This window comes from Pseudoalteromonas sp. NCIMB 1079 (genome assembly GCF_040567695.1).
Lineage (GTDB): Bacteria > Pseudomonadota > Gammaproteobacteria > Enterobacterales > Alteromonadaceae > Pseudoalteromonas > Pseudoalteromonas distincta.
Window position 1 is genome coordinate 737,652 of the sequence record NZ_JBEWZA010000002.1, and the last position, 24,234, is coordinate 761,885.

21 protein-coding genes and 2 pseudogenes are annotated in these 24,234 nt (G+C 38.9%); 9 read left to right on the forward strand and 14 right to left on the reverse strand.

What is annotated here, in order from left to right; all coding sequences use genetic code 11:
* Positions 1-8: 8 nt before the first annotated feature.
* The 5 genes from ABX891_RS19980 to ABX891_RS20000 all read right to left on the reverse strand — a co-directional run bounded on the left by ABX891_RS19980 (position 9) and on the right by ABX891_RS20000 (position 5,471).
* Positions 9-2,129: a methyl-accepting chemotaxis protein gene (locus ABX891_RS19980; protein ID WP_354630487.1), complete on the reverse strand. Its 2,121-nt coding sequence runs from the start codon at positions 2,127-2,129 to the stop codon at positions 9-11.
* Between the two features lie 107 nt (positions 2,130-2,236).
* Entirely contained in the window at positions 2,237-3,454 is a 1,218-nt protein-coding gene (arsJ, locus tag ABX891_RS19985) for an organoarsenical effux MFS transporter ArsJ (RefSeq protein WP_354630488.1), read from the reverse strand.
* 24 nt (positions 3,455-3,478) lie between these two features.
* Positions 3,479-4,489, reverse strand: coding sequence for an ArsJ-associated glyceraldehyde-3-phosphate dehydrogenase (locus ABX891_RS19990; RefSeq protein ID WP_282115242.1), 1,011 nt, complete (start codon positions 4,487-4,489; stop codon positions 3,479-3,481).
* Between the two features lie 32 nt (positions 4,490-4,521).
* Positions 4,522-4,878 (reverse strand): metalloregulator ArsR/SmtB family transcription factor, encoded by a 357-nt coding sequence (locus ABX891_RS19995; RefSeq protein ID WP_024594484.1) that lies wholly within the window; start codon positions 4,876-4,878, stop codon positions 4,522-4,524.
* A 164-nt stretch (positions 4,879-5,042) separates the two neighbouring features.
* Entirely contained in the window at positions 5,043-5,471 is a 429-nt protein-coding gene (locus ABX891_RS20000) for an organic hydroperoxide resistance protein (protein WP_354630489.1), read from the reverse strand.
* Positions 5,472-5,600: 129 nt separating this feature from the next.
* Here ABX891_RS20000 and ABX891_RS20005 point away from each other — a divergent pair, with 129 nt between their 5' ends.
* Positions 5,601-6,047, forward strand: coding sequence for a MarR family winged helix-turn-helix transcriptional regulator (locus ABX891_RS20005; RefSeq protein WP_354630490.1), 447 nt, complete (start codon positions 5,601-5,603; stop codon positions 6,045-6,047).
* On the opposite strand, the gene ABX891_RS20010 is transcribed toward ABX891_RS20005, so the two are convergent.
* Complete coding sequence (locus tag ABX891_RS20010) at positions 6,044-6,943, reverse strand: LysR family transcriptional regulator (RefSeq protein WP_354630491.1); 900 nt, start codon at positions 6,941-6,943, stop codon at positions 6,044-6,046. The two genes, ABX891_RS20005 and ABX891_RS20010, sit on opposite strands and share 4 nt — an antisense overlap.
* Positions 6,944-7,060: 117 nt before the next feature.
* On the opposite strand from ABX891_RS20010, the gene ABX891_RS20015 reads away from it, so the two are divergent.
* From ABX891_RS20015 to astB, 3 genes are all read left to right on the forward strand, one after another.
* Positions 7,061-8,071, forward strand: coding sequence for a zinc-binding alcohol dehydrogenase family protein (locus ABX891_RS20015; protein ID WP_354630492.1), 1,011 nt, complete (start codon positions 7,061-7,063; stop codon positions 8,069-8,071).
* A gap of 1 nt (position 8,072) precedes the next feature.
* On the forward strand, positions 8,073-9,179 hold the full coding sequence (locus ABX891_RS20020; protein WP_354630493.1) for an L-dopachrome tautomerase-related protein: 1,107 nt from the start codon (positions 8,073-8,075) through the stop codon (positions 9,177-9,179).
* A 636-nt stretch (positions 9,180-9,815) separates the two neighbouring features.
* Positions 9,816-11,162, forward strand: coding sequence for an N-succinylarginine dihydrolase (astB, locus tag ABX891_RS20025; RefSeq protein WP_004334492.1), 1,347 nt, complete (start codon positions 9,816-9,818; stop codon positions 11,160-11,162).
* 81 nt (positions 11,163-11,243) lie between these two features.
* Here the strand turns inward: astB and ABX891_RS20030 are convergent, their stop codons facing one another.
* Complete coding sequence (locus tag ABX891_RS20030) at positions 11,244-12,098, reverse strand: mechanosensitive ion channel family protein (RefSeq protein WP_354630494.1); 855 nt, start codon at positions 12,096-12,098, stop codon at positions 11,244-11,246.
* Between the two features lie 274 nt (positions 12,099-12,372).
* Between ABX891_RS20030 and ABX891_RS20035 the strand changes: the two genes are divergently transcribed.
* Positions 12,373-13,053, forward strand: coding sequence for an SDR family oxidoreductase (locus ABX891_RS20035; protein WP_024591546.1), 681 nt, complete (start codon positions 12,373-12,375; stop codon positions 13,051-13,053).
* A gap of 143 nt (positions 13,054-13,196) precedes the next feature.
* On the opposite strand, the gene ABX891_RS20040 is transcribed toward ABX891_RS20035, so the two are convergent.
* Positions 13,197-14,264, reverse strand: a complete 1,068-nt coding sequence (locus tag ABX891_RS20040) for a hypothetical protein (RefSeq protein ID WP_354630495.1) — start codon at positions 14,262-14,264, stop codon at positions 13,197-13,199.
* Positions 14,228-14,518, reverse strand: a complete 291-nt coding sequence (locus tag ABX891_RS20045; RefSeq protein ID WP_354630496.1) for a hypothetical protein — start codon at positions 14,516-14,518, stop codon at positions 14,228-14,230. The genes ABX891_RS20040 and ABX891_RS20045 overlap by 37 nt, the downstream gene beginning before the upstream one ends.
* Positions 14,519-14,932: 414 nt before the next feature.
* Between ABX891_RS20045 and ABX891_RS20050 the strand changes: the two genes are divergently transcribed.
* Positions 14,933-16,246: a M20/M25/M40 family metallo-hydrolase gene (locus ABX891_RS20050; protein WP_354630497.1), complete on the forward strand. Its 1,314-nt coding sequence runs from the start codon at positions 14,933-14,935 to the stop codon at positions 16,244-16,246.
* 64 nt (positions 16,247-16,310) lie between these two features.
* Here the strand turns inward: ABX891_RS20050 and ABX891_RS20055 are convergent, their stop codons facing one another.
* From ABX891_RS20055 to ABX891_RS20075, 5 genes are all read right to left on the reverse strand, one after another.
* Positions 16,311-17,108, reverse strand: a complete 798-nt coding sequence (locus ABX891_RS20055) for a response regulator transcription factor (protein WP_354630498.1) — start codon at positions 17,106-17,108, stop codon at positions 16,311-16,313.
* A gap of 118 nt (positions 17,109-17,226) precedes the next feature.
* Complete coding sequence (locus tag ABX891_RS20060; protein ID WP_354630499.1) at positions 17,227-17,943, reverse strand: SIR2 family NAD-dependent protein deacylase; 717 nt, start codon at positions 17,941-17,943, stop codon at positions 17,227-17,229.
* On the reverse strand, positions 17,940-18,956 hold the full coding sequence (locus ABX891_RS20065; protein ID WP_354630500.1) for a Kelch repeat-containing protein: 1,017 nt from the start codon (positions 18,954-18,956) through the stop codon (positions 17,940-17,942). The genes ABX891_RS20060 and ABX891_RS20065 overlap by 4 nt, the downstream gene beginning before the upstream one ends.
* Positions 18,957-19,030: 74 nt before the next feature.
* Positions 19,031-19,249 (reverse strand): NAD(P)-dependent oxidoreductase, encoded by a 219-nt coding sequence (locus tag ABX891_RS20070; protein ID WP_024605256.1) that lies wholly within the window; start codon positions 19,247-19,249, stop codon positions 19,031-19,033.
* Positions 19,250-19,398: 149 nt separating this feature from the next.
* A complete protein-coding gene (locus tag ABX891_RS20075) occupies positions 19,399-20,274 on the reverse strand; it encodes a diguanylate cyclase domain-containing protein (RefSeq protein ID WP_354630501.1) in 876 nt (291 codons plus the stop codon).
* Between the two features lie 480 nt (positions 20,275-20,754).
* Here ABX891_RS20075 and ABX891_RS20080 point away from each other — a divergent pair.
* From ABX891_RS20080 to ABX891_RS20090, 3 genes and pseudogenes are all read left to right on the forward strand, one after another.
* A pseudogene (locus ABX891_RS20080) lies at positions 20,755-21,984 on the forward strand (TonB-dependent receptor plug domain-containing protein); the annotation flags it as partial.
* A gap of 92 nt (positions 21,985-22,076) precedes the next feature.
* Positions 22,077-23,348 (forward strand): IS4 family transposase, encoded by a 1,272-nt coding sequence (locus ABX891_RS20085; protein WP_309167444.1) that lies wholly within the window; start codon positions 22,077-22,079, stop codon positions 23,346-23,348.
* Positions 23,349-23,393: 45 nt separating this feature from the next.
* Positions 23,394-24,227 (forward strand): annotated as a pseudogene (locus ABX891_RS20090) (TonB-dependent receptor domain-containing protein); the annotation flags it as partial.
* Positions 24,228-24,234 lie beyond the last annotated feature (7 nt).

Sequence of the window (24,234 nt, forward strand, 5' to 3'; positions counted from 1 at the left end):
TTTGTAAGTTACGTTTTAAGCTTATTTAGTTCATTATCTTGCTGGGCAACAAGTGCATTAAGCGCTTCGCTGCTATCCCCCGCCTGTGCAGATAAATCAGCCAGTTGCGAAGCAGCATCAGATATAAGCGTTAAGTTACGATTTATCTCTTCTGTTACCGAACTTTGCTCTTCAGCAGCAGTTGCAATATGCGTAATTTGATTGGTTATTTCATCAACTTTAACAACAACACTGTGCAGAGCATCAAAAGCTACCGATGTTTCATCAACGGCATTTTGTGCACGTACTACGCCTTTTTCAATAACGGTAGATGCGTTACCTACTTCAGATAATAAACTATCAATTAACTGGCTTATGTCATCTGTTGATGAACGCGTTTTAGAAGCAAGTGCACGTACTTCATCAGCAACAACGGCAAAGCCTCGCCCATGCTCACCTGCGCGCGCAGCTTCAATAGCAGCGTTAAGTGCAAGTAAATTTGTTTGTTCTGAAATAGTACGAATTACATCTAATATTTGCGTAATGTCTTTACTACGCGAAGCAACTTTTTCAACTGCTTGGTTTGCTTCTTTAATTTCTTCAGACATCGTTTTAACTTGTGTCATCGCTGACGATAAGCTCGACTCACTGCTTACTACCAAGCTATTTATTTCATCGGCTTGTTGGGCTGATTGCTCTGATGCTCTGGCGACTTCGAGTGCTGTTGCGCTCATTTCGTTCATAGCCGTTACCACACTTTCAATTTCTTGAAATTGAGATTGAACATTATGCTTAGTATCAATAGCGATGTGTTGTGCTATTTCGCCTTGCTGTTTAGTTTGCTCAGACACCGCTTTTAGTTCAGAAATTAAATCACGTAGTTTTGCTAAAAATCGATTAAACCCACCAGCTAATGCAATAAGTTCTGCGTGGCTATCAACATGCAATGTATGCGTTAAATCACCCTCAGAACTTGCGAGGTTATCAACCCGCTGTTGAATTTGTTGTAGCGGCGCTATTACACCTGCAATTACTAATTTCATAATAACAAAAGCAACCACAGCAATTATTAAGCCTGTAATTAAAATAATAAACCCGAGTGATGCTGCTGTTTCTTGCATGTTTTTTTCTAGCGCTTCAGGCCCTGCAAGTGCTAGGTCTGTAGGTACTTCTATGATTAATGACCACTGAGTGTTTGCTAGTTTTATATCAATTGGATAATTTACTAAATATTCACTATTTGTTTTAAAAATACCGCTTTGCCCTTTAGACTTTTCAATATCATTAAATATAGTAGAACTAACAGCCTCTTTAATTGGGCGCCCTAATTTAGATTTATAATGACTGCTGCCTACAACTAAACCTAAATCACTTAATAAGGTTACTTTAGCTTGACCATTGTAAAGCTGCTTAGAAAGCTGCTCAGTCATTACTTGAAAGGTTGGTAGAGTTAAATCAACGCCTGCTAAACCAATAAACTGGCCTGACTTTAAAATAGGCACGGTTAACGAAGTTAGCATTACCGAATCGCCCGATGGGATTTCGTATAAATACGGTTCCATAATACAAGGCTTAAGTGTGTCTTTTGCGCACAAATACCACTGCGCTTCGCGAATACCAAACTCATTAAGCGTTGTTATGTATTTATCGGCGGCATTCGCTACTTTTTGCTGTTCAATTATGCCTTTTTGATCGCGAGTTATGTATACCTCTAACGTACCAGCACTATCTACTGAATGCTTATACCCTTGTTGATATTGAGAGTCTTGCCCATCAAAAGCGTTTGGTTCAAATTGAGAATAAATAGATGATAAGAGAGTGTTTTGTTCTAAAACCGCTTTATTTATACTGACAACTGTATCTCGGTCTAAAGTGCTTTGTTTTGCTGCATCGCCAAGTAATGCCGCTAATGAATAAGGAACACGGTAAGCTTCATTAATAAAGCCAGCAATTTTTTCTCCGTATCCAGCCGCATGAGCATTAAGCTTTTCTTCTACTTCTACAATAATGTACTCTTCGGATTTGGTCGCTAACTGCTTATTACTTGATGATAACTGCCACCACAAAATGCCTGATAGCACTAGTACAGTTATAAATATACTACCGACACTTAGCCAGAGTAACTTTTTTGCTAACGATATTTCTCGCATTCATCACACCCTTTAAATTAAAACTACTGATACAGTTTAGTAGATCTAATCAATGAAGCTATGAATATCGTTAAACAAATTGAATTTAATACAATACGTTGAGTTTTTTAAAGTTTAGCCAAACGTGCCGTTGTAATTGAGGCTGCAATTAATAAACATACACTTACCCATAAACACGCACTAAGCCCATATACTTGAAAAACCCAGCCAGAAAGCACCGTACCAAGCAAACGCCCTATCGCATTGGCCATATAATAAAAGCCAACGTCGAGCGACACCCCATCGTTTTTAGCAAAACTTACTATTAAGTAACTATGCAGCGATGAATTTACAGCAAATACACCACCAAAAATAAGTAAGCCGATTACAAGCGTAAAATGTACCGCTACATCAAATTGCATCAACAACGCTAAAATGCCAGTTACGCCACTTAATAGAGCAACCCACCAATACGCTTTTTTGACTGAATGTGAGTTTGAATCACTTTGCCCTGTTATACGCGGTGCTTGCGACTGCACCAATCCATACGCAATTACCCACAAAGCCATAAAGCCGCTTACCCACCAGTGATCCCAGTTAAACTGAGCGGCTAAGTAAACAGGTAGTGCAACTACAAACCATACATCGCGCGCTGCAAACAAGCATAAACGCGCTGCGCTAAGTAAGTTAATTGCCCGCGATTTAGAAAATAATTCTTTAAACTTAGGTTTGTTTTTAGCTTTACCAATATCGCCTTTTAAAAAAATTAAACTAATAACCCACGCAACACTAAGTAAAATAATTAGACTTATTAATGCCCCCACAAAACCAAATACAGTTAGTAATAAGCCGCCTAAAAAAAAGCCCACCCCTTTTAAAGCATTTTTAGAGCCCGTAAGTATGGCAATCCATTTATATAATTGGCTTTGCCCTGCATCGTTTTGCGGTACTAAATACTTAATGGCGCTCTTTGCACTCATTTTATTTAAGTCTTTTGCTATGCCACTCAGTGCTTGCGCTGCCATAACATAGGCAACGGTTAGCCAATCCCCAGGCACGCAAAGCATAGCTAAAGCTACAAGCTGCAGCCCAAGCCCTACATTCATGGTTTTGTTTAACCCTAAATATGCCCCAAGCCATCCACCTACTAAATTGGTGATTACGCCAAAAATTTCATAAAACAAAAACAACATGGCTATCGCAAATGCGCCATATCCCAACTGATGAAAGTACAGCACCACCAGCATGCGCAGTGCACCATCAGTTAAAGTAAATGCCCAGTAATTACCGGTAATTATTAAATATTGTTTTATAGAACTTGGTAAATTAGCTAACTGCGCAAGCATGAATTTAAACCTTTTTAAACGAGATTAAACCACATCACTTTGTGCAACTTTAAGCATTAGCTCAGCCGTACGATTTGCATAACCCCACTCGTTATCATACCAAGCATATAATTTAAGCTGAGTATTGTTAATTACCATAGTTGAAAGCGCGTCTATGGTGCAGCTACGTGGATCTGTTTTATAATCTATAGATACAAGCGGTCTTTCTTCGTAGCCTAAAATGTCTTTTAGCTCGTTATTTGCAGCATTTTTAAACCAAGTGTTTACTTCATCTTGTGTAACACCGCGCTCAAGTTCAAAAACACAATCAGTAATGGATGCGTTAGTAAGAGGTACACGCACAGCATGGCCGTTTAATTTCCCCTTAAGCTCAGGGAAAATATGCGTAATAGCCGTTGCACTACCGGTTGTAGTAGGAATTAAACTAGTACCGCACGAACGCGCACGGCGTAAATCTTTATGAGGGGCATCAATAATCGTTTGGGTATTAGTAATGTCGTGAATAGTAGTCATTGAGCCGTGTTTAATGCCCACTTTTTCTTGGAGTACTTTTACTATTGGCGCTAAACAGTTAGTTGTGCAAGAAGCAGCTGTAACAATTTTATGCTCACTTGGGTTATATAGGTCATCGTTTACACCCATTACTACATTTAAAATACCGTCTTCTTTTACTGGTGCTGTTACCACAACACGCTTAACACCTTGCGCTAAATATTGATTTAACAGCTCAGTGGTTTTCATTTTACCGCTGGCTTCTATTACTACATCGCAATCTGACCAATCAGTTTCATTTATGGTTTTGTTGTTGGTAACTGCAATCGTGTGTTTACCCACACTAAAGCTATTATCATCACTAGTAACCTGCTGCGCTAAGCGTCCGTGTACTGAGTCAAACTCAATTAAATGTGCGTGTGTTTTAGCATCGCCCGCTACATCATTTACTTTAATAAACTCTATTTCTGGCCAATCAACTGCTGCACGCAGTGTTAAACGCCCCATACGGCCAAAACCGTTAATACCTACTTTAATAGTCATAATTAAATACCTTTAATAAGTTAATTTATTAGTTAGTTACAACAGCTAGCCGCACGTTCAGGGCGATTACCCATAGCGTTTAAGCGCGTTAAATCGTTTTTGTAAAATAAAGGGTTAGCATTGAGCGTTTGCGTTAATACATTTTTAGCCCACTCTGGCAGTGCTTTATTAATACTGTAGTACACCCATTGATTTTGTTTACGGTCGCTTAATAATCCGCATTGTCTTAACTGCGCTAAATGGCGAGATACCTTAGGTTGGCTTAATTTAAGTGCAGCAACAAGCTCGCATACACACAGCTCTTCTTCGTGGCTAATTAGCAGCATTGCTTTTAAACGTGTATCGTCCGCTAGGCATTTATAAAATTGAAGTGGGTTGAATTGTTCCATACTGTCCTCACTGTGCTTATGCATACACAATAAAACAAAATAACAACATATGGAATAGTGAATATACGTTTTATCGTATATTTAATTTTTATGCCTTAAACGCAAAAAAGCACACAACGACTAATTGTCGTTGTGTGCTTTTATAACTTTTCTTTATTTAGTTATTAAATAACTGAAAGCTCTACTTCAATATTGCCACGTGTTGCGTTTGAATATGGGCATACTTGGTGTGCTTTATCTACAAGCGTTTGCGCTGCAGCTTTATCCATATCACCTAGTGATACAGCTAGTTTTACCGCAATACCAAAACCGCCTTCAATAGCACCAATAGATACTTGTGAGTCAATATGCGTGTCGCTTGGTAAATCTATTTTTTCGCTACCCGCTACAAATTTAAGTGCGCCAATAAAACATGCTGCATAACCTGCGGCAAATAACTGCTCTGGGTTAGTGCCTTGTCCGTCGTCTCCGCCTAAACCTTTAGGTGTTGATAGTTTTACATCTAAACGGCCATCATCAGATTTAGCTACGCCTTCGCGGCCGCCAGTTGCAGTTGCTTTTGCTGTGTAAGCTACGTTTTGTAATACATTCATAATGAACTCCAAAGTTTAAAATAGGGTGTTAATTTAGTTTGTGTGCAAAATAATAGAACAAGTAATTAGAGATTGCAAATACTTTGCATGCAAATTAAAATAGCATGTATTGAAATAAAGGATAACGTTATGCCGTTTGAGCAATTAAAGTTAAAAAATCAGTTATGTCATCGTTTATACATGGCATCTAACAGCATTGCGCGTGCGTATCGCGAGCCTTTAAACGCGCTAAATTTAACTTACCCGCAATACGTAGTAATGATGGCATTGTGGGAGCAAGACGAAATAACAATTGCAGAGCTAATAGATAAAACCGCTATTGATGGCGGCGCTATGACCCAAATACTCAAAAAAATGACCGAAAAGTCTCTGCTAGCAGTAATTAAAGACGAACACGATAAGCGTAAACGCCTAATTCAGCTTACCCAAAGTGGACAAGCCCTTAAAAACGGAGCCGCTGATATTCCAAAAAATATATTATGTAAGTTTGAAAGTGTAGACCCCACACAAGCCACACAGCTTATGCAGCTGCTCGATTTAGTAGTAAATGATTTAAATACTAAGACTATTACTTAGCCCACTAATATTGCTATTTTTTGCTGAATAAAATCTCTAAATGCGGTGATAACCGGGGTCATTTGGCGTCTATCAGCGTACATCATGTATAGCGGTAGTGGATCGCTTTGCCAGTCAGGGCATAAATGTACAAGCTCACCACTAGCCAAAGTTTCTATTACATCTAAATACGATTTATAGGCAATTCCTTTACCTTCAATAGCCCAGCGCCTCACCATTTCTCCATCGTTAACTATGTGTTGGCAATTTAGCTGCACTTTTTGCACCGCGCCACTTTTATAAAAACGCCACTCTTTAAATACTTCGCCAAAGCGCATAAAAGTAATTGTTGTGTGATCGGCTAAATTTAGTGGATGAGTTAAAAGCCCATGTTTGGCAATATAATCAGGAGACGCCACTAAAACACGCGCATTATTTAAATATAAAGGAATAGCAATAAGCTGTGAATCTTTTGGAACACCAAAGCGCAGCGCAATATCTATTGATTGGCTGTAAATGTCGCTTACTTCGTCACTTAAATGCAGCTTTAGTTTTATATGCGGGTATTGCACTAAAAACTCATTTAGCCAAAGGCTTAACTTATTGCGCCCTAAATCACATGGCGCCGACACCTGTAAAGTACCGTTAACCTGCCCTGCTGATATTTGTACTGCTGCAACGCCTTGTTGCAATAGCGCAAGCGAATCTTTGGCATAACTTAAAAACTGATCCCCCGCCACACTCAAGCGTAAGCTGCGGGTAGAGCGAATAAACAACACGTTTCCTAAGTCTTTTTCTAGCCGTTTAATGGCTGCACTTACCGCTGCTGGGGTTTGCGCGTTTTGCCGTGCGGCTTCAGAAATGCTGGCGCAACTCGCTACATCTATAAAAGTTTGAATATCGTTAAATGATCGCATATTTTCAATTTAAATTTGAAAGTGCTTTAGTTTTTCATGTCTTTTTCTATTTTTCAACTGCGCTATAGTACAAACATATAAAAAATACATACACATAAATATTCATCAGGAATCGCTATGAAAGCATTTGGTTACATCCAAAACTCCAAAACCCTCAGCTCTGAGTCAATTAAAGTTATTGAGCTTGATACCCCAACTGCCACCGGACACGACTTACTTATTGAAGTGAATGCTATTTCGGTAAATCCGGTAGATACAAAAATACGTGCAAATGTAGCGCCTGAGCAAGGTTACAAAGTATTAGGTTGGGATGGCGTAGGCATAGTAAAAGCTGTTGGCAAGTCGGTTTCGTTATTTAATATTGGGGATCGTGTATTTTACGCTGGCGATTTATCGCGGCAAGGCAGTAATGCGCAATTTCAATTAGTTGATGAACGTATTGTAGGACGTGCACCTAAAACATTAACCGATGCTCAAGCCGCAGCGCTTCCACTAACCAGTATTACCGCTTACGAAATGCTGTTTGACCGCTTGCAAGTGCCTAAAAATAAGCAAAATACCCAGCAATCTATTTTAGTCATTGGCGCCGCAGGTGGCGTTGGCTCTATTTTAGTACAGCTTGCCAAGCAGCTTACTGGGCTAAACGTGGTAGGTACGGCATCGCGCGATCAAAGCGTAACCTGGCTTAAAGAATTAGGTGCCGATCATGTACTCGATCATTCTAAAAACTTAAACGAGCAGCGCAAAGAACTGGGGTTAGCTGAGTTCGATTACGTTATTGGCTTAACCCACACCGACCAATACCAAGACCAAATAGTTGAATGTATAAAACCCCAAGGTAAATTTGCGCTAATAGACGACCCTACATCGTTCGATATTTTAAAATTTAAACGTAAATGTATATCTGTACACTGGGAATTTATGTTTACCCGCTCATTATTTACTACAACCGATATAACAGCGCAGCACACCTTACTTAATGAAATTAGTGAACTAATAGATGCGGGCACACTTAAAACCACGCTAGGCCAGCACTTAGGTACTATTAACGCTGTAAACCTATACAAAGCACATCAAATTTTAGAATCGCATACATCACGCGGCAAACTTGTTTTAGAAGGCTTTTAAAATGACCCATATTAAAAAATTACTATTAGCAGCGGCGTGTAGCACGGCACTTTTAGGTAGCAACGCTGTATCAGCTAACACCGCTGGCCAAAATGCTGATTTAAAAACAGTAGCCACATTTGATGCGCAGCACCCACCGGGCAACATTGCTATTACCCCATCAGGCAGAAAGTTTTTATCTGTGCATGGCTTTTTTGGCCAAAAGCAAAAAGTTATGGAGCTTTTAAGCGATGGTACAACTAAGCCCTACCCTAATGAAGAATGGGCATACGCGTACAATAACGGTAAAGGTTTTTACGACGTACTTGGCATAAATGTATCAAGCGATGGCGTTTTATGGATGCTTGATACTTCAGGGCCCGATCACGCTGGGCGCTTAGTAGGTTGGGATACAAACAAAGAGCAACTGCACAAAATTATTTATCTGGCTAAACCGACCATTACCGACACCTCGTTTTTAAACGATTTAGTCATCGATAATAAACATGGCGTTGTATACATTGCCGACACAGCCCAAGGCAGCCAAGCCGCTATTATTACGGTAAACCTTAAAACAGGTGTTGCACGCAGAGTATTACAAAATAGCCATTACACCACAGCCGAAAATATCGATATGGTTATTGATGGGCGCACAATGAGCCTTGGCGGACAACCTGCCCGCTTAGGTGTTAACCCTATTACGCTTGACCCTAACGAAGACTGGCTTTACTTTGGCTCTATGTCGGGCACGTCGGTTTACCGCATTGCCACCAGCGATATAAATAACGAGAGCCTTTCGGCTAAAGCGCTTGAAGACAAAGTTACGCGTTACGGCACTAAGCCAATTTCAGACGGTATTATTGTTGATGGCGGCGGTAACGTATATGTAACCGACATAACTAATGGCGCAATTGGCGTAGTTAAACCCACTGGCGACTACGAAGTATTATTTAAAGACGAACGTTTGAGCTGGCCTGATGGTTTTAGTTACGGAGCGGATCATAAAATATACTTTACCGTTGACGATTTACATAATTCGCCTGTACTTAATAATGGCAAAAATCAAAGCCACGGTAAGTTTAAAGTAATGTCGTTCGAGCCTTTAGTAAAAGGAAAAGTAGGCCGCTAATTTACTTTTTAAGCGAGTACATTTTTAAAAAGCCTTGCATATTTAAGTAACCCAATAGTTGCAGGGCTTTTTATTAAAAACACACCACATTGGTGCATATTTTAAAAATACTTCACCGCTTTGGTGCTAATGCTTTAGTACGTATTTACACTTAAATACTAAACACCTGATTTCTATTCATAAAATATTCAAGTTAATGTTGGCATACTTTTTTCTATAAACTGATGTGTTCAGTGAAAATACCAAGGAAAAACCATGTTCAACTTATACCATACCCTTTACCTTTTATGGCGTTTAGACATTAGCGTTTGGCAAGTTAATGATCCAACAAATACCCGCACTACCGCTGATAAAGAACGCGCCTATGTTAAGTAACATCGTATTGTGTAAAGGCTTGGCATAAAGCTTAAATGTATAAACCTACTTTAGGCTAAGCTTTTGCATACTATGAAATTTATGCGTACATTTTAATTAAACTTCAAATTAATCATTCAATATAAAAACAACTCCTTTGTAATAAACTCCATATTTAAAAACCTCGAAAAAATTAGTAAAAACACTGCGTTTATAACTTTGCAAGCAGCCCTATTGCGTTGTATTGTTGCACCCTATTGAAAATTTTTAGTTGGAACGTGTATGCACGCTTTGGAAGTTAATTTTGATGGCTTAGTTGGCCCTACTCACAACTACGCTGGTTTATCGTATGGTAATGTTGCCTCGTTAAATAACGCAGCAAGCTTTTCAAATCCTCAAGAGGCAGTGCTTCAAGGCCTTGAAAAAATGAAAGCCATGCACGACAAAGGCCTAACTCAAGGTGTATTTGCCCCTCATGCGCGCCCCGACTTAAACGTACTGCGCCGCTTAGGCTTTACCGGTAATGATGCACAAGTAATTCATAAAGCATTTAAAGCAGACCCAATTTTATTACGCGCGTGTTATTCAGCGTCTGCAATGTGGACAGCCAATGCCGCTACGGTATCGCCATCTCCTGATACAACCGACGGCAAAGTACATTTTACTTCAGCTAATTTAAATAATAAGTTTCATCGTTCATTAGAGCCTGCAACCACTACACGCTTATTAAAAGCGATGTTTAATAACGACAAATACTTTGCGCACCATACCCATTTGCCAGACCAAGGCTTTTTTGGCGACGAAGGTGCAGCAAACCATACTCGTTTTTGTGACAGCCACGGCGAGCAAGGCCTTGAAATGTTTGTATTTGGTGCCAGCGCGTTTAACAGCCAATTACCAAAACCAGCTAAGTTTCCTGCAAGGCAAACACTCGAAGCCTCAGAAGCAATTTGTCGCTTACATAACTTAAAAGATTCAAGCCAAATTTTACTACAGCAAAATCCAGACGTAATAGACCAAGGCGTGTTTCATAACGATGTAATTGCAGTAGGTAACGCCAATGTATTACTGTGCCACCAGCAAGCATTTTTAAACCAAGCTTTGGCACTGCAAGATATTCGCGAAGCGTATGTGGGCAATAAAGAATTTTATATTATTGAAGTACCAACCGATAAAGTAAGCATTACCGATGCTGTAAGTAGTTACTTATTTAATAGCCAGCTAGTGAGCCTTGAAGATGGTTCAATGCTGTTAGTTGCACCACAAGAATGTAAACGCAACAGCGCGGTTAACGCCTACATTGAAGAAATGATTATGGCTGATAACCCAGTAAACCAAGTACAGTTTTTTGATTTACGCCAAAGTATGCAAAATGGCGGCGGCCCAGCTTGCTTGCGTTTACGTGTAGCCCTTAACGAGCAAGAACTTGCTGCAGTAAACCCAGAGGTTATTTTAACTGATACTAAATACACACAACTGTGTGACTGGGCAAAACGTAACTACCGCGACAAATTAGGTGCAAGTGACTTTGCAGACTCAGCCCTACTCACCGAAAGCTACCAAGCACTTGATGAGCTAACGCAGCTACTAAATTTAGGCTCAGTGTACGACTTTCAATTAGAAGGTTAATACCTCAGCCTATACAAAGGCTTATACGAAAATAGCGAGCCAAGGCTCGCTATTTTTATTTGTGTTTATGCTAATACATATTTAAGTATCTTTGTTAACAGTTATTGCCGACGCCATAGACTCAGATATATGCAGCGTACGCTGCGGAAACGGAATACTCAGCCCAGCGCCTTCAATTGCTTCTTTAACACGTTTATTTAAATCCCACACGGTTTGCCAATAATCACCATTAACAGCCCATGCACGTAATTGAATGTTCACTGCGCTTTCGCCTATTGATGTCACCATTACTTTAGGTGCAGGCTCTGCGAGTAATCGGCTCTCTGATGCAGCTAATTCTTTAAGTACATTTAAGCCAACGTCAATAGAGTCGGCATACGAAATACCCACCACTATATCCATTCGTCTTTTGCCATTACGGGTAAAGTTTTTAATATTGCCACCCCACACTTTGCCGTTAGGCGATGCGATATAAAGGCCGTCGGTGGTTTTAAAAATAGTGGTAAACAGGTTTATTTCACTCACAGTACCTAGTGTGCCACTGGCATCAACAAAATCGCCTATTTTAAAAGGTCTAAGTATTAGCAGCATAATACCCGCAGCAATATTGCTCAGCGTATTTTTAAGGGCTAAACCAATCGCTAAACCAGCAGCACCCATTAGCGCAATTAAGCTTGCCGTATTAACACCAAAAATATCTAAAATAAATAGCCCACCAATTATATAAACTAAATAACCAGCAATACTCGATAAAAGAGGAAGCAGCGTACTATCCACTTTTTTTAATGGCGATTTAGAGTCTTTAATCGCTTTTTTAACCGAGCGTGCAATTAAGGCACTCGCAATTAAAATCACCAACGCTAAAATCACTTTGTAACCTAAAGTGATGATTGTTTCTGAATGGCTTTGCCAAAACGCTAAAAGTTTATCTTTCATGTTTGTTCCGATAAATGTGGCTGAAACTCAGCAAAATAATGGTTAAATCTAATAAAACCGACTTCAAAAGAAGTGGCGCGAGTATATAGAATAAAAAATTTAAACCTATCTTTTTTAATCACTTATTTCAATTTTAATAACGGCCTAAAAAACATGATGATTGAAGTACAAAACACAGCTATTTATCGCTAATTTATAGCGACTATTCAATGTAGGTTAATCGTTTATTGTTATGGTGATTTTAAGTTTTTAACGTTCATTAAAGAGGTTATATATGGCAAAAGAAAAAATAGTACTCATAACCGGCGCTTCTAGTGGCATTGGTGAAGCAACGGCAAAAACCTTAGTAAACAACGGTCATAAAGTTATATTAACCGCCCGCAGAGAAGAGCAACTTAACCAACTTGTTGCCGAACTAGGATCAGATAACGCACTGAGCGTAGCCGCAGATGCAACCGACTTTACCGCGCTTGAAAACGTAGTTACCAAAGGCATTGAAAAGTTTGGCCGATTAGATGTAGCCTTTGCTAACGCAGGTATGGGTGTTTCAACCGCTGGCACCGAAAAAGGTGATCCGGATGAGTGGTCAACTATGATCGACATAAACATTAAAGCCCTACTGTGGACTGCAAAATTAACACTGCCGCATTTACGCCAAAACAAAGGTCACTTTATATTAACCAGCTCTGCCGCTGGTCGTAAGCCAATTGGTGGCTCTATTTACGGTGCAACTAAATGGTTTGCTTATGGCTTTGGACAAAACTTAGCTGAGGAAATGAGCGAGTGGAACGGCCGCTGCACAACCATAGCACCAGGCATGGTAAACACCCCATTTTTTGATGAAGCTAAACCCGACAAACTCGACCCACAAGATGTAGCCGACGCCGTACTGTTTGCTATTGAAGCAAACCAGCGCAACAGCGTACGCGAGATTTATTTAATGCCAACTAATTAAATGTAGCTTGGTAGATTTTGGGCTGTCAGGTTTAATGCTAATGGCGTTAAACCTGATGGTTACCAGTGCTTAGTTTGGGTTAGATGTTAGTGGGCAAGAATTAAGTAAAGGTAATTAGCATTTAAAAGTCTTGTTAGCTGTAATTAGCGTATAAACTGATCATAAGCTGTTTTTACACCGCTAGGAACGCTAGAAGCGTCAATTAAATTGAGCAATGATTTGAAGTTTCTTTTACAACTAGAGTAATTGCGAATTCTACGTCCTAAAGGATTCGAATTATCTCCTGCGCTTCGAATTAAGGTGGCAATCTCTCTAGGAGAAAAACCTTGGATTATTTTGTTGTAATATGAAACTGCATTATTAGCAACGCCATAACCATTTCCAGTGCGACAAGAACCGACTGTTTGTACGAACTGTTCCTGCACTGTTTCTGGGATTGCACCTTGTTGAGATAATTCAAGTAAGCGTTCTGCAAAAGGAGCTTCATTGTAAAAGTTATTCATTCCATTATGCGCATTCCACAACCGGTCAATGGCACGTGAAAAAACAGTATGTTGCTCGGACTCATTTAAAATGCCTAACAGCCCTAACTTTTCAAAAAACTGCAATGATGCAACATGCTTATCTTCTAGACCTTTTGCAACATATTCAGAGTGATTGTTAATCAGTTCCGATCTTACAGTAGACGTTAGTTGATCCTTTAATCCGTGGCATATATCAAGTGAGTTTAAACGTGAAGGTTCTGGTGTAGCAGGATCACAATATATTCCATGAACCATATTAAGTAACATCTGTCGCTGAGCATCATGAGTTTCCTGTAACCTTTCAATCCATATGTTGCATTGATTAAGGTTAAACCTAGGTCCTTTAACAGCAGAAATAAAAGAACCAATATCAACACCTTTTGGTGAAGATGAATCTGCTAAAGCATACCTAACACAACGATTTAAGAATGTTGTAAATTCACGATCATTAACCGTTCCCATTGTTGGGTGAGCGGCAGAAAAATTATTCCTAACGTCACGGCATTGATCTAAGAAAAAGAAACCGTCCTCATTAATAATATTAAGTTTTAAACACAGCTCTAATAATCTACTATCTTGTAATTCTGATAAGTGCCTTTCTTCGAAGTCACTTTGTTGAATTTGAGCAACTACAGCTAGTCCAAAATTTCTTATTTTTGGCGTAACTGTAAAATTGCAGCATTCCAAGCATAATTCATTGCACCGTCAAATAACCCAGTACTTACAGCAACACACATTCTAGCTATAAGCTCACCACGTAAATCGTTTGGGATTTCCCTTAACTCACGAGGTAGGTCTTTCCATGCATATTCAATTTCCTCACTACTTGCCAGTACATTTCTAGGAATCCCCAATGAGGCTGTTAACTCGGCTAATGCAGGTAAAACTGTTGTAGGTAACGATGGGAGTTGAAGTTCTTCTTTTACGATTAAACCTGACATTTATAATCCTTGTACCGATATTTCCATTACAGCTAACAATTTAGCCTACAACATTTGTCGCATTACAAACCAACAAATGCCCATACATTACAATGATTTTATCCTAGCTATAAAATAAACATATGTAAACAGTTAGTTAGCTTCCCTTACCTTTTCTAAATGCAGCAAAACCCCAAAATGGTGGAGATCAGTAATATCAGATAAATCGTTGTTTAGTTATACCCGTTGATTATTAATTAACAGGTTATATTTAAATACCTGTGTTTAAACCAATAACGCGTTCACTCTATAACCCTTAAACCTGTAACTCGTTATTACTTATAAAATTAGTTGAAAATCGCAATCTACTTCTATTGAATACTCTGGATTTTTACTTCATATTAAATATTCTTATTTCTCACTTATTATACTGTTATGTCATTTTTAAAATTTAGCCATGCACTTATCCTCACACTTGCTAGTACCCTACCGCTTACAAGCCATGCTGCGCTTGATAAAAATGAGCGTGAAATAGTAAAACAGGTCGATAAAAACATTCCCCAAGCACTTAAAGAAATAGAGCAAGCCGTAAATATTAATAGCGGTTCGCTTAATATTGAAGGTGTAAAAAAAGTAGGTGCGCTGACAAGCGAGCAGCTCAAAGCCATTGGTTTTAAAGTTGAATGGCTTGATGGCAGTGCGTTTAACCGCGCAGGGCATGTATTAGCAACCCATGAGAGTAATGATCCCGATGCAATAAAAATACTGATGATCGGCCATCTAGATACGGTATTTGCCAAAAACGATAACTTTACTACCTACAAACAGCTTGATGCCGATACAGCCAGTGGCCCAGGCGTTGCCGATATGAAAGGTGGCAACACGATAATAATTACCGCACTTAAAAGCTTACAAGCCCTTAATTTACTCGAAAATGTAAGCATAAAAGTATTACTGACTGGCGATGAAGAAAGCAGCGGTCGCCCGCTTAGCTTATCTAAACAAGCTATTGTTGATGCAGCAATTTGGGCTGACGTAGCGCTTGGCTATGAAAATGGCGATAACAATATAAAAACAGCTATGGCGGCGCGCCGTGGTTATACCGGTTGGACGCTAAATGTAACGGCAAATGCAGCGCATTCGTCACAAATATTTAGCGAAAGCGTTGGTTATGGCGCTATTTACGAAGCATCACGCATTTTAAATGATTTTAGAGAGCAACTTGCCACGCAACCTAATTTAACATTTAACCCAGGGCTTATTGTAGGTGGTACAAATGCCGACTACGACAGTGCTAATTCGTCAGCAACGGCGTTTGGTAAAAGTAATGTAATAGCACAAACCGTGCATGTAGCAGGTGATTTACGCGCACTATCGCCAAAGCAATTCGAAAACGCAAAAAGATCAATGCAACTCATTGCTAACAACAGTTTAAATGGCAGTAAAGCAGAGCTTATTTTTGAAGACGGTTACCCGCCAATGGCATTAACTGATGGCAATAAAAAGCTATTAGAATTATACAGCGACGCAAGCCACGATTTAGGCTTCAACAAAGTAGTAGCCGCCAACCCTCGCAACGCAGGTGCAGCTGATATTTCGTTTGCGGCAAACCATGTTGATATGGCACTTGATGGTTTAGGTTTGATGGGCAGCGGCGCGCACACTAAAAACGAAACAGCCGATTTAACCAGCCTTGATAAAAACATTAAAAAAACGGCATTACTCATTTATAGATTAGGAAAACTGTAATAGTAAATGTATTTTAAAGATGAGCGTAGGCCAAATAATAACCGTCCTACGCTTGTACTTACTTTTAAGACATTATTTTATACAGTAATTCTCGCACTGTGGCCGGTTCAAACGGTTTATCACAAATAGCATCAACTCCCGCTTGAGCTATATTTGCTAGGTGCGTTTCGTTTGCCTCTGAGCTCACCATTAAAATAGGAATATGCGAGTAACTATTTGAGCTTCTAACGGTTTCTGTTAGTTCTCGTCCGTCCATTTCTGGCATATTGTAGTCGGTTACAATTAAGTCAAACGATTGGTTATTTAAGTGCTCAATAGCTTCTTTACCGTTTTCAGCTTCTACCGGTGCTGGTATTCCCATCCCCGCAAGTACGCGTATTATGTGTTTACGCGCAAAGCGGCTGTCGTCTACCACTAAAACTCGCAGCAGCGTTACGTCAAAATGATCAAGTTCTACTTCTTCTTCGCTTATAATATCGAGGGTTGCTTTGAGTGCGCGGGTAATGGCTTTTGCGCTAAAAGGCTTAGGCAAAATAGCTAGCACACCCGATTGGCGCAATTGCTCAAGGTATTTTTTATTACGCTCGCTCGATATAAGCATAAAAGGTTGATGCTCGGTGATAGGGTTTGATCTTATTTCTTGCAATAGTGAGTCGGCTGTCCCGTCAGATAAATACATAGAGCTTATAACTAGATCAGGGTGATAACTTGCCAATAAGCTAAGCGCTTGTGTTTGTGTAGATGCAGTTTCAACTTGTTTTACACCACTTTCTAAAAGCGATTTTATTATTATTTTTTGCTGAACCTCTGAAGGCTCTACAAGTAAAATAGACAAGTTTGCTATTGCAGTTAAGTCGCTCATTCAGATCTCTTTAGTATTGTTATAATCAGGATAATAACATTTTTGACTCGTTAATATTATATAAAGAGATTGTAATATTTAAGAAAACATTACCAACCCCTTTAAAATATAGCACTTATTAATTAGATTGAATGTAATCTAATGCATTCATTTTTTTATATGTGACGTTAGCGTGCAAAATATGTGCAGGTTCAGGGTCAACCACTTCAACAGGAATGTCGTAATTTCGGGCTATTTCAATTGCCATTTGCGTAATATTGACGCTAAACGAGGTGCCCATAAATACAATTTTATCGGCGTTGAGTATACGCTGTTGTGCTTGTGTTATTCTGTAAAGCTCGGTGTAGTATTCGTCAAATAATAAAACAAAGGGCTTAAATGAATGGTTTAGCTCAGGCGTTTGGTTTCGAATATTAAATAGCTCAAAAAGAGACTCTTGCAGGCGGCTTTGGTCTACGCTATCCCACGGGGTGGCAAGTGGCATGACAGGCTCACCTTGCTCATGAAATAAGGTCATTTGATCAAGCCTGCCGTGTATCGCTATGTAATTTTTGTTACCCGCTTTGCCATCAAGCCCATCTATGTTTTGAGTAATTAGGTTTTTGTCACTTAGCCAATGGTGTACGTCGTTTGGGCCATGGTTGCGATACGTTGCAAAGCGATGGTAATACCATGCTAAAAACTCTTTTGGGGCGTTTTGGTACATTGCGCGCGTTGCCATTTCCATAGGCGTATAATTTTTACTGCCAATGGTCCAATAACCATCCTCCCCTCTAAAGGTGGGAATACCACTGGCTGCGCTGACTCCCGCTCCTGTAATATAAAGAGTGTTCACTTTTCAACCTCGTAACCGAGTACGTTAGCGCTTACTTGCTGACTGTTATCAATGCCGCCAATTCGATATAAAACCCCACTGTACTCAAGTAAACCACGATGATCCATGCTCTTTACTTCAACTGGGGATAAAATCTGCCATTCGTTTTTTTCGATACTAAAGCGCCAAACATGATCACTTGCTGGTGCAGGTTTGCCGTCGTAACCTATTGCGCTGTAGTTATATGGGTTATTAGAGCCTGCCATCATATAAATATTGCCATTATAGCTGGTGGCTGCCATTCGATAGTGAGCGCTACCCGTTGGATGTGGCAAGGTACGCCAATCTATTTTTTGTGGATTAGTTGAATCTATTGTGCCTTTTAAGCACTGTGCTACACCTGCAAACGAGCGACGCGAATCAGGATTAGCTTGTGTTTTAACGCCATCACAAATAACAATGGTGTTACCACTAATAGCAGCGGCTTGGCCAAATACAGGCTCACCTAAAAATGGCGAGGCTTGTTGCCATGTATTATTTTGCGTGTCGTATACTTGTACTAAGTTTACGTTGCCGTCGTTATGCCAACCACTTATTAGATAAATGTAACGCGCTTTGTAGCTCAGCGCGACGCTATCGTCTACGGGTACTGGCATACTCGCAAGATGAGTGTAGGTATCTTTTATTACGTCGTACCTATATACGTCGGGGCTTGAAACTTCAGTATGATCCTCTGCTACCGTATAGCCGCCAAACACATAAGCGTACTCGCCTAAACCGACTGCGGTGCTCGCTAAGCGTCCTTTTAATGGCAAGCTTGAAGGCACACCAGTTTTAGATTGCCACTGTGAATCGCCAACTTTAAGCGCCCACACTTTGTTATGCACTGACGAGTATTGTTTATCGCGCCCCAGCCCCATAAAGCTTAAAAAGTAGGGCTGATTTTTAACAATAACTTTAGCCACAGCATTATTTGCAACTGGCTCTGGTAAAGCAGGAAGGCTTGCTAACGCAAGAGAAAAAAGAAGGCTCATTAGGCAAATAATTTAATAAGAATTAATACGCTCAGATTAAATTATTTTAGCCTTGTGAGCCAGTATTGTTATATCTAAATAATCAAACGCTTTTGATTAGTAACCATATAGTAGGCAATACTAATATGGTTACTAACGTGCGCCGCATTTTGCGCTTCATCAACCATTGCGGTTGTATAATCAGTGACAGATACCTTGCTTTCGCCTGCATCATTAGTAAAAAATGTATTACTGCCTATACGGTAATTGCCTTCATTATCAACCAGGCATAGCTTGTGCAGTTCATTTATCAAGGAACTACCTACAAACTGCTGTAAGAGCATTTATAGATTTTTAACGCAGCACTGGAAAACCGCTATTAAAAATGTGGCGCTAAGCAATGTATTGTAGTAAAGGGCGTTGTGAAGGTAAGTTGTCTAAGGTGGTAGTTCAGCATAATTTTTTAAGGTAAATAGGTTACGTTATCTAAGCCTTGTTGTTTATTTTTGTACATAGCTTGATCAGCATATTTTATAAGTTCGTGATCTGTTTGGCCGTGCTCTGGGTAGTTTGCAATGCCAATACTGGGGGAAATATTTAGTAGTACATCATCTAACTTAAAGACAGCTTTAAACTCAGTGAGGACTTTATTTTTTATTCTGACGGTTTCGTGGCTAGAACTTAAGTTATCTAAAATAATTAAAAATTCGTCTCCGCCTAAACGCCCTACTGTGTCGTAATGCCTAACCGACGCTGAGAGCCTTTTTGCTATAGCACATAAAAGCTTATCGCCAGTTTCGTGTCCGTGGGTGTCGTTTACTGCTTTAAAGCCATTTATGTCTATAAACAGTAAAGAAAAAAATGTGTTGTTTGTAGTTGCACTAATAATTACTTTTTCAAATCGCTCCATCAATAAAGAGCGATTAGGCAAACCAGTTAACACATCGTGCCGAGCCATGTAATGGAGCTGCTCTTCCATTACTTTTCGCTCAGTTATATCGTGCGCAACTGCAATTCTTACTTGATGTTGCTCTGACCAACGAACAGACCATAATATATGGACTATTTGACCATCTTTTCTCATCCAGCGGTTTTCGAAGCGAGGGTTTACCGTTTCGCCAGACAATAGCGAAGTTACGGCGTTATGCGTTTTGTAATGATCACCTTCGTAAACATAGTTAATCATCTTTTTGCCTACAACTTCGTCGGCCGTATAACCAAAAATTTGCTCAAATGCTGCGCTTACAAAAACAAATGTGCCTTGTTTATCTACCACACAAACGGCATCAAGCATTAAATCGAGTACTGCTTCTACATTAATTAATTCATTTTTTATCATACTTTGGTGCCTTTAAAGCAAAACCAAGCAAATTTAAGTATTCTATATAGCTTTAACAAAAGCAAAGATAATTAAACCACAATCGCAGATAACACAGGGCTAGGTATAAATTGTGCCCATATAATTAATATTGCTTTAAGAAGCATGACACGAAAAAGTTAAGATTAAATATTTAATAACCATAAATACTTTGAAGTTATTCTGAAATAGACTAAATTTTAAGTTGTATATAAACATATAGCTATCAGCTATTTACATTTTACTGACTCTTTAATAAATATACTTATAAAGTTCATTTAACTATATTTTTACAGTTCAATTGGGCGAAATTAGACCTTTTAACTACTACAAAATTAGCTACCTTGATTTAATCTCATTTATGCTTTTACACTGTTAATGTATGTTAATATTGTGTGATATCACATGTATTGCAAAAACAAAGACTGTTTTTGATTTTTTGATTGCGCAGGAGACTTTTGGGTGAAAATATCACAACGTTTGTTTTGGCCATTACTTTTTGTTTGCCCTCTCTTAACGGCCGAGCCGTTTGAAGATGAAGACCTCGATCTTGATGCTTTAATGGGCATGGATGTACAAGCAACTTCTGCGATGAAAAGAGCACAATCAGCATTTGATACCGCTTCATCTATTTATGTATTAAGTAAAGAACAAATTACTAACTCTGGTGCTACATCAGTACCTGAAGCACTGAAAATGGTGCCTGGTTTAATTGTACGTCAGCTCGATAACAATCAATGGGCTATTTCATCAAGAGGTATTGCCTCTCGATTTTCTAGCAAACTATTGGTTATGATTGACGGACAAAGCTTATATACTCCAAATTTTGCAGCAGTTTATTGGGAAACACTCAATGTTCCTTTGTATGACATTGAACGCATTGAAGTAAGACGCGGACAAGGCGGATTACTTTAGGGTAGTAACGCAAATAATGACGTGATTAATATCATTACTAAAAACAGTATTGATACTCGCGGTGGATACGCAAACGTAACAACTGGTAATCAAATAAATGTTGATGCAAATCTTCGTTACGGTGGTGATATAAGTAACATAGGCAGCTACCGTGTGTATGGTCATGTAAAAGATGCGAATGAATCAAAAAAAGGGATCTTACTCGCACCTAACGATACAACTAAACAAAATTCTTTAGGTTTTCGGGCTGACTTTACCCCTAATGATGAGTGGTCTGCGCTACTTCAGGGGGACGTTACTCACTCAACACTTGGTCAAAACTACCGAGGTGTTATAGATGAAACCAACGAAAACATTTCATTCTCAGATGATTTAAAGCGAACAGACTCACGCATAATGGCGCGCCTTGAAAACAGAGTGTCGCCCGATGCCAATCAAATGCTACAAATTTCTTGGCTGAAACAAAATGGTTCCCAAGATTATATTAAAGAAGATTTTGAATCGATAGATATTGATTATCAAATGAACTTTATATACCAATCTCTACAGCTAGATTGGGGATTAAACTACCGGTATAACTCTATCTCTTTCGCAGAAAGTGTATTTTTAAATAGCGATAAAAACTTTGAGAACCTCAAACAGTTTGGTGCACTTGTTCAAGCTCAATACAATGTGACGCCCGATACACTCGATTTTATTATTGGTACTAAGCTTGATCATAACGATTTAACAGGCTGGGAAAATCAACCGTCAGCAAGGCTTATATACAAGCCAGTCATAGGTAAGATCTTAAGAAATTGAGTTGAAGCTCAATTCATGATCAAATGGTTGTTACCACACAAACCACAGAATCAAGAAAAGAGCTTCAAATGAATGCTAACATTTTTATTAATAAGTTAAAAAGTATCCTAAGTGAAAAAAAACTGAACCGACTTGGTAAACAAGTAGCATTTACTAAAAGAGAAAGAAATATTACCGCATTTCATATGGTTGTTAGTCTTGTTGCTGCGCTTGGGGATAAAAAAACGATCTATTTATCCGAAATATTAAGAGTTTATAACCAGCTAACAGGGCAGTCTATTAAGTATAAGCCTTTTCATAACCAGTTAGTTAAACCTGAACTAGCTGAACTAATGCGAGAGGTAACAAATAGAGTTTTTAATTGTTGGATAAATGATGCGCTTAAGTACACTAAAAAAGATTTGTTCAAGTTTGAGAATATTTTAATTCAGGACGGTAGCTCTATTATGCTTCATCGTTCTTTAAAAGATGTTTTTCCTGGGCGATTTTCAAATACGTGTCCAGCAGCCATTGAATTGCATGCTACTTTAAATTTAACGCAAGGTTGCTTTGAAAAAGCAGGTATAACACCAGACAGTTACTCTGAACGTGAAGAACTTCCAACATTTAAAGAGTTGAAAGGACAGTTGTTACTTGCTGATAGAGGATATTATTCAGGTAGTTATATTCATGAATTAGATAAAGCAGGAGGATTTTACGTATTAAGAGCGAAGGGATTAAAAGCAGTCAGAGTACATAATGCTTTTAAGCAAAATGGACAGGAATTAACAGGAAGTCATTCCCCAAAGTTATGTGAATTGCTTCCCGAATTACCTAAAAATGATCTTATTGATATGAATGTTAGCATAAAAAACAAGCTAACAAGAGTCGTTGGGTATTGGTCAAAAAAAGAAAAACAATATACATTTTTAGTCACTAATTTATCTATTGATGAATTTACAGCGACTGAAATAGGCAAATTATATAGGTTACGCTGGCAGGTTGAATTACTTTTTAAGGAGTGTAAGTCTTATAATAATTTACGCGGCTTTCAAACATCAAACGCAACCTTACAAGAGGCGCTAATTTATGTAAGTTTAATAGTAACCACGCTTAAAAGATTTTTAACTGGCTGTATTGAAAAGATATTTAAAACTGAAATGTCTACAATGACAGTAGCAAAAACAACGGGTGTTTGGTGGATTGCCATATTAACAGCGATTATTAGGAAGCATAGGAAAGGATTGTTAAATGCAGTTAATGGAGCATTTGACTTTCTGAGGAAAAATGCAGCTAGGGCACACCCCAAACGCGATCGAAAAACAGGAGTATTTCAGTATGGGGTAGAGCCAAATTTTTAAGGCTGTACTTAATGTTTTTCTTAAGTACCTACCTATGACAAGCCAGTAGATAACCACCTTACTTGGGGTGCTATATCGCGAAGTGTACGTACACCAACATTGATTGAATTTAACGACAACTTTAAAGTTAATGGTACAGAAATTAAAGATCTTACCGGTTTAAGCTCTGGCTTTGGACAAATAGACGACTATCGAATTGCAACCTACCTAAATGGTAACGACAAAGTTAAATCTGAAAACTATCTATCTTATGAGTTAGGCTACCGTTTTACTGCTAACGATTGGTCATTGGATCTTTCTACTTATTATACCGATGCTAATAACGTAGCGGTTATTGATATGAATACACATGCTGAACAATTCACTCCTATACTTGAATTATTTCTAGCAGGGAGAATCCCAGAAGTATTTCAAGCACTAACAATGACTCGCATAGATTTAGACTTTGCATCTGTAGCAGACACGACCACTAAAGGGTTCGACCTAGTTGTATCGTGGCAACCTGTTGATAATCTCAATACTGAGTTTGGTTATAGTTACACCGATTATAACTACGATTTACCTCCTCGAGTAGAGCCCGCAATCGGCTATGACTCTAAAAACAGGCAGTTATTTGCAAAAGCCGATTATTCTTTTTTAACCAACCATAATGTGTTTGCGACATTGCGCGCAATAAACTCAAACGCATATAACACTGATAATTACACAACGTTAGATGTTAGTTGGAATTGGCAAGCAACACCTGTCTGGTCTACTGCAATTTCGGGTAAAAACCTCTTTGCAGGTTCACATATTGAGTACAATAATACGCGCGAAACCTATACATTACCAAACTATATTGATGAATGTATTACATTTACAATTTCAGCAAATTTCTAAGTTAATT